The sequence below is a fragment of the Aestuariivirga sp. genome (assembly GCF_044238155.1).
GTDB lineage: Bacteria > Pseudomonadota > Alphaproteobacteria > Rhizobiales > Aestuariivirgaceae > Aestuariivirga.
This window is the reverse complement of the sequence record NZ_JBIIDX010000185.1, coordinates 1-5,786: the sequence shown is the minus strand read 5'-3', so window position 1 is coordinate 5,786 and position 5,786 is coordinate 1. Positions and strand designations below refer to the sequence as shown.

Below are 5,786 nucleotides of genomic sequence, written 5' to 3'. Positions count from 1 at the left end.
GGTTGGGCAGACATAGCGGGCAAACGCCCAAAGTCAGGAAACCACAGCCTCGCCCCGGTTGCAATGCAATATCGCACATGCGGCATCGCAGTGGCCGCATGGGCTTCGAGGCTCAGGCGGCAGCTGCGCGCAGCGGCGCCGCCGGCCGGCGCACGAACAGGATCCACAGGGCAATGCCGAGATTGAGCACGTTCCAGGCCACGCCATTGAGGAAGGCAGCCGTGTACGATCCCGTCCAGTCGTAGATTTCGCCTGACATCCAGCCGCCAACGGCCATGCCGAACACGGTGGCGGTCAGCACCGTGCTGATCCGGCGCCCCGCCTCGCGCGCCGGAAAATGGTCGCGGACGATCAGCGCATAGCTTGGCACGATTCCGCCCTGTGACAGGCCGAACACGGCTGAGACGATGTAGAGTGAGGTCAGCCCGTCGAAGGGGATGTAGAAGAGCAGCGCCAGCATCTGCAGAAAGGACCCCGCAATCAGCGTTGCCAGCCCGCCGATGCGGTCCGCGATCAGTCCGGAGGCAAGCCGGCTCAGCACGCCGAAGCCCAGCATCAGCGACAGCATTTCCGCGCCGCGCGCCGGGCCATAGCCGAGATCGGCACAATAGGCCACGATGTGAACCTGTGGCATGGACATCGCCACGCAGCACGACAAGCCCGCCAATACCAGCGCGGGGAACAGCAACGGATGGCGGGGCAAAAGCCCCTTCTCACCGGTCAGTCGGCTGGCTGGACTCGCGGTATCGTGAAATTGCGGCCGCCGCTTCAGCAGTTGCGCCAGCGGCAGCATGACAATGACGCAGAGAACGCCGATCGCCATGTAGGTGGTGCGCCAGCCATAGCTGGCGATCGCCGCCTGCATGAAGGGAGGCCAGAGGGTACCGGCGATGTAGTTGCCGCTCGCCACGATCGCAATCGCGATGCCGCGCTGGCGCAGGAACCATTGCGATACATCCGCCACCAGCGGCCCGAATGTGGCGGCACTGCCCAGAAAGCCGATGAAGACAGCCTGCACCGCCACGAACTGCCAGTAGGTCTGGGAGATTGCGGCAAGGAAAAAGCCGGCGCACAGGGCCACCGCGGCAATCGACACGGGCAGGATGATGCCGAAGCGGTCGGCCACGCGGCCCATGGTGAAACCACCGAAGGCGAAGCCGACGAAAGTGGCGGTGTAGGGCAGCGAGGCTCCCGCCCGGTCGACACCGAATTCAGCCTGGATGGTTGGCAGCACCACAACAGCAAGCCACAGGCCAATGCCACCCACCACTGCCAGGATCAGCGATATGAAGAGCCGGAACCAGGCATAGCTGCTGTCAGGTGTAAAGGCAGTCGATGTCGTCATTTCTTTTCCAGACTATCTCGTCGAGCCTTAGCCCGCTGGCCCCCCCAGCGGTAGCCCAGCGGCTGCATGGGAGCCGTGCACCGCGCGAGATCGATTTGCCATGGCATGGGCGCGGGTAGAGTGCCGCTACTCCTAACCCTCGATTTTCGAGAAATCCGCGACCTCGGCAGTGGCCAGCCGGATGCGGTTCAGCAGCCGCAGACGGTTTTCACGGAAAGTGGCATCCTTGTCGTTGACCGTCACGTGTTCGAAGAACTGGTCCACCGGAACGCGCAGCTTGGCGAGCGCCGCCATGGCCGCGGTAAAGTCTTCTTGCTCCATCGCGCGCCGCGTCTGGCCCATCGCCTGGGTGATGGCAGCATGCAGCGTCTTCTCTTCGCCCTTGATCAGTTGATTGATGTGCACGTCGCCATCATGGGCGCGTCCATCTTTCTTCTCCTCGATGCGCAGGATGTTGGCGGCGCGCTTGACGCCTGCCAGCAGATTGCGTCCGTCATCGGTGTCGAGGAAGCCCGACAGCGCCTCAACGCGCTTGACCACCAGCACGAGATCATCCTGATTGCCCAGCGCGAACACCGCATCGATCAGGTCATGGCGGACGCCCTGCTCCTTGAGGTGGACCTTCAGGCGTTCGGCGAAGAAGGACAGAAGATCTGGCCCACAGAAACCAAGCCCGAGCCGCAAGCCCTTGTCGAGAATGATCCTGATCACACCCAGAGCAGCGCGGCGCAGTGCGTAGGGGTCCTTCGATCCCGTCGGCTTCTCGTCGATCGACCAGAAGCCGGAGAGTGTATCGAGTTTGTCGGCCAGCGCCACAGCCTGACCGATGCGAGACACCGGCAGCGAGTCGCCCGGTCCCAGCGGCTTGTAATGGTCTCGGATGGCGTCAGCCACTTCGGGGTCGATTCCCTGGTCGAGCGCGTAATAGCGGCCCATCACGCCCTGCAGTTCCGGGAATTCTCCCACCATGCCGGTAACGAGGTCGGCCTTGCACAGCCGCGCGGCCTGTTGTGCCTTCTCGACATCAGCTCCGATCGTCCTAGCAATCTCGGCACTCAGCGACTCGATGCGGGCAACCCGTTCGCCTTGCGTGCCAAGCTTGGCGTGAAAGGTGATGGAATCGAGTCTCTTTGCCCAGTCGGCGAGTTTCACCTTGCGGTCCTGGTCCCAGAAGAAGCGGGCATCCGAGAGTCTTGCCGCGATGACCTTGTTGTTACCTGCAACGATGGTCTTGCCACCATCCGGCGCAATCATGTTTGAGACCATGAGATAGCGGCTGGCCAGCTGGCCAGAGGCCACGCTGCGCAGCGCGAAACATTTCTGGTGGCTGCGGAGCGAGGTGGCAATGGCCTCGGGCGGAACGCTGAGAAAGCCCGCGTCAAACTCACCCATCAGCACAACGGGCCATTCGACGAGCCCCGCCGTTTCCCTGAGCAGGCCCTCGTCCTCCAGCGGCTCGAGGCCCTGTGCAAAGGCCAGGTTGCGCGCCTCGGTGCGGATCGTTTCAACCCGGTGGCCGCCATCGACGATGACGAATTCACGCGCCAGCTTCTGGGCGTAGTCCTCGAAGCGCCGGACGGTGATGGCGCGCGCCCCCATGAACCGATGACCGCGCGTGGTGTTGCCGCTCTCGATGCCGTCCACCGAAAATGGCACGACCTCGCCGTCAAAGGTGCAGATGATGGAGTGAAGCGGCCTTACCCAGCGCAGGCTGCCCGAGCCCCAACGCATCGACTTGGGCCAGGGGAAGCGGCGGATGACATCAGGCAGGGCGGCGGCAACGATCTCGGGCGCTTCGCGGCCCGCCTTGCGGATCACTGCGAGATAGAACTGGCCTTTCTTGTCGTCCTGAACGCTGAGCTGGTCCAGCGTCAGACCGGTCGACTTGAGGAAGCCGTCGATGGCCGCCTGCGGCGCATCAACGCGCGGGCCCTTGCGCTCTTCGGACATGTCGGCCGCCCGGGCATCGAGCCCTTCGACGGACAGCACCAGGCGGCGCGGTCCACCATGCGCCTGGGCGCCCTCATAGGTGAGGCCCGCCTCGACCAGGGCGTTGGTCACCATCTGGCGCAGGTCATCGGCCGCCTTCTGCTGCATGCGGGCGGGAATTTCCTCGGAAAACAATTCGATCAGCAGTTCAGGCATGGCGGCCACTCCGGACGGCTGCGGGGCTTATCAGCCCTCACCCGGCTTGTCACCCCTGTGGGCTGGGCTCAGAGCTTGGTGTGAGCGCCGTCGCAAAGCGGCTGGTGCTTGCTGTGCTTGCAGGCGCAGAAGAAGCGCCGGCCGGTGGCGTCTGCGGTCCATTTGACGGGCGTGAAGTCGCTGCCCTTGTGCGAGCCGTCACAGAACGGCTGGCGCTTGGACTGGCCGCAGGAACACCACCAGTAATCCTTGCCGGCCTCAACCTCGACGGGGATCGGCGACTTCTGGGCAATGACCGGATCAGACATGACATGCACTCCCTGAACATGAAGACCGGCTTGCTACAGGGATTCCGGCTTGATGTCCAACCCGCCCCCGGGCCTGAGGCCTGCCCGGCCAACACAGCCAGGCTCAATCCGGCCTGGCATCGTCGCGGCGCGTCCAGGTGGGGTGAACCAGCTGGTTGTTCACGCCGCCGGTGCGCAGCACCGCGAAGACCTTCCGGGCGAGTCCGTCGTCAGCCTCCACGATGATGAAGTCATAATCGAGCCGGCCCATCGGGCCCTTGGTCATGGAGATGTCGGCGCTCCCGATTCCCTTGGCGTCGACCGAAAAGCGCCCGCTGCCTTGCGCGGCAATGGTGGTGCGCTGCCCGTCGGCCTGCGGGGCATTGATCCGGATGTCGAGATCGACCCTCCCCTGTCCGTCGAAGGCGATCACGCCAAAACTCGCCACGCCATCGTTGGTGTTGCTGTAGACATAGCTCCCGGCGAGGCTCGCATTCGAAAACGCGGCCTCCTCACCCGCCGCCAGCGGACCCGCCCACACCATGACGCCGGAAACGGCGCCAATCACCCAGCCAAAACAGCGTCCCATGCAAACCGATCCTTCCGATGCGACGCGCATGGATCAATCATTCAATGACCACCGCGACGACACGCACCTTCATGTCGCGCTGCACCTGATTCGTCATGATGAAATTGAGAGCCTGTGCGCAAGACACGGAACGCCTCGCCCAGGCCGCCGCCCCTAGGCCCCGCCGCCCGCCGTCCGGCTCCAGGCTTCGCAGCATCCCTTGGCCAGGTCGCGCACGCGCAGGATATAGGCCTGCCGCTCGGTGACCGAGATCACGCCGCGCGCATCCAGCAGGTTGAAGCTGTGCGAGGCCTTGATGCACTGGTCATAGGCCGGCAGCGCCAGTTCGTGCCGCCCATCCGCCTCGCCTGCCGCCAGCAGCGCCTTGCACTCGGCCTCGGCATCGGCGAAGTGGCGGAGCAGTGCCGCGGTGTCCGCGTGCTCGAAATTATAGCGCGAATATTCCTGCTCGGCCTGCAGGAACACATCGCCATAGGAGATGCGCCTTGCGCCCTCCCCGCCGTTGAAGTTCAGGTCATAGACATTGTCCACGCCCTGCACATACATGGCCAGCCGCTCCAGCCCGTAGGTGAGTTCGCCAGAGACCGGCTGGCAATCCAGCCCACCCACCTGCTGGAAGTAAGTGAACTGCGACACCTCCATGCCGTCGCACCACACTTCCCAGCCCAGGCCCCAGGCGCCCAGCGTGGGGCTCTCCCAGTCGTCCTCGACAAAGCGGATGTCATGCAGCCTGTGGTCGATGCCGATCGCCGCGAGCGAGCCCAGGTAGAGCTCCTGCAGGTCGGGCGGCGAGGGCTTGATGATCACCTGATACTGGTAATAGTGCTGCAGGCGGTTGGGGTTCTCGCCGTAGCGGCCATCCTTGGGGCGGCGCGAGGGCTGCACATAGGCGGCGGCCCAGGGCTTCGGCCCCACCGAACGCAGCGTGGTGGCGGGGTGGAAGGTGCCGGCCCCCACCTCCATGTCATAAGGCTGCAGAATGACGCAACCCTTGCTGCCCCAATACTGGTGCAGCGTGAGGATCAGATCCTGAAACGATTTCGTGGGATTCAGCGTCATGGCGCGCGGCGGGCCCTGCCGCCCGTCAGTCCTCGGGGTAGTAGACGCCAGTGCGCGGGTCCTGCCGGAGGCGGCGGAGGGACGGCCGACGCGGGGGGCGGCTCCTGACGCGCGCTTTCACGGCCTCCGTCTGACGCACGATGAAAAGCATCAGAAACAGCGTCAGAAGCGCTACGGCGGCAAGCGTAAGAGCCTTCAAAACAACCATCGGAACCTCCAATGAGCCCGTCAGATAACGATCATAGGCTTAAATGGGGGGACAATGCACGTGATTCCAGCCGATCCAGTTATTTTTTTGATATCAAAGAGTTGTGATCCGGGTCAGCGCAGCGGAAAGGCCGCCCCGTCGCGCAGCACGGCC

Annotated in this window: 6 protein-coding genes; all 6 read right to left on the bottom strand. The window is 64.1% G+C overall.

Annotated elements, in window-relative coordinates; translation table 11 throughout:
- Positions 1-112: 112 nt before the first annotated feature.
- A complete protein-coding gene (locus ACILRN_RS15335) occupies positions 113-1,345 on the bottom strand; it encodes an MFS transporter (RefSeq protein WP_395689751.1) in 1,233 nt (410 codons plus the stop codon).
- A gap of 132 nt (positions 1,346-1,477) precedes the next feature.
- Entirely contained in the window at positions 1,478-3,490 is a 2,013-nt protein-coding gene (gene glyS, locus ACILRN_RS15330) for a glycine--tRNA ligase subunit beta (RefSeq protein WP_395689749.1), read from the bottom strand.
- A gap of 68 nt (positions 3,491-3,558) precedes the next feature.
- Positions 3,559-3,798, bottom strand: a complete 240-nt coding sequence (locus ACILRN_RS15325) for a CDGSH iron-sulfur domain-containing protein (protein ID WP_395689747.1) — start codon at positions 3,796-3,798, stop codon at positions 3,559-3,561.
- 103 nt (positions 3,799-3,901) lie between these two features.
- The gene (locus ACILRN_RS15320) at positions 3,902-4,366 is read right to left on the bottom strand and encodes a hypothetical protein (RefSeq protein ID WP_395689745.1); all 465 of its coding nucleotides are present in this window, start codon (positions 4,364-4,366) and stop codon (positions 3,902-3,904) included.
- A 153-nt stretch (positions 4,367-4,519) separates the two neighbouring features.
- A complete protein-coding gene (locus ACILRN_RS15315; RefSeq protein WP_395689743.1) occupies positions 4,520-5,425 on the bottom strand; it encodes a glycine--tRNA ligase subunit alpha in 906 nt (301 codons plus the stop codon).
- Between the two features lie 25 nt (positions 5,426-5,450).
- Entirely contained in the window at positions 5,451-5,633 is a 183-nt protein-coding gene (locus ACILRN_RS15310; RefSeq protein ID WP_395689741.1) for a hypothetical protein, read from the bottom strand.
- Positions 5,634-5,786: the final 153 nt, after the last annotated feature.

Bases quoted from the DNA above. Each gene is read 5' to 3' on its own strand.
- ACILRN_RS15335 (WP_395689751.1), bottom strand. From the start codon at position 1,345: ATGACGACATCGACTGCCTTTACACCTGACAGCAGCTATGCCTGGTTC.
- glyS (WP_395689749.1), bottom strand. From the start codon at position 3,490: ATGCCTGAACTGCTGATCGAATTGTTTTCCGAGGAAATTCCCGCCCGC.
- ACILRN_RS15325 (WP_395689747.1), bottom strand. From the start codon at position 3,798: ATGTCTGATCCGGTCATTGCCCAGAAGTCGCCGATCCCCGTCGAGGTT.
- ACILRN_RS15320 (WP_395689745.1), bottom strand. From the start codon at position 4,366: ATGGGACGCTGTTTTGGCTGGGTGATTGGCGCCGTTTCCGGCGTCATG.
- ACILRN_RS15315 (WP_395689743.1), bottom strand. From the start codon at position 5,425: ATGACGCTGAATCCCACGAAATCGTTTCAGGATCTGATCCTCACGCTG.
- ACILRN_RS15310 (WP_395689741.1), bottom strand. From the start codon at position 5,633: ATGGTTGTTTTGAAGGCTCTTACGCTTGCCGCCGTAGCGCTTCTGACG.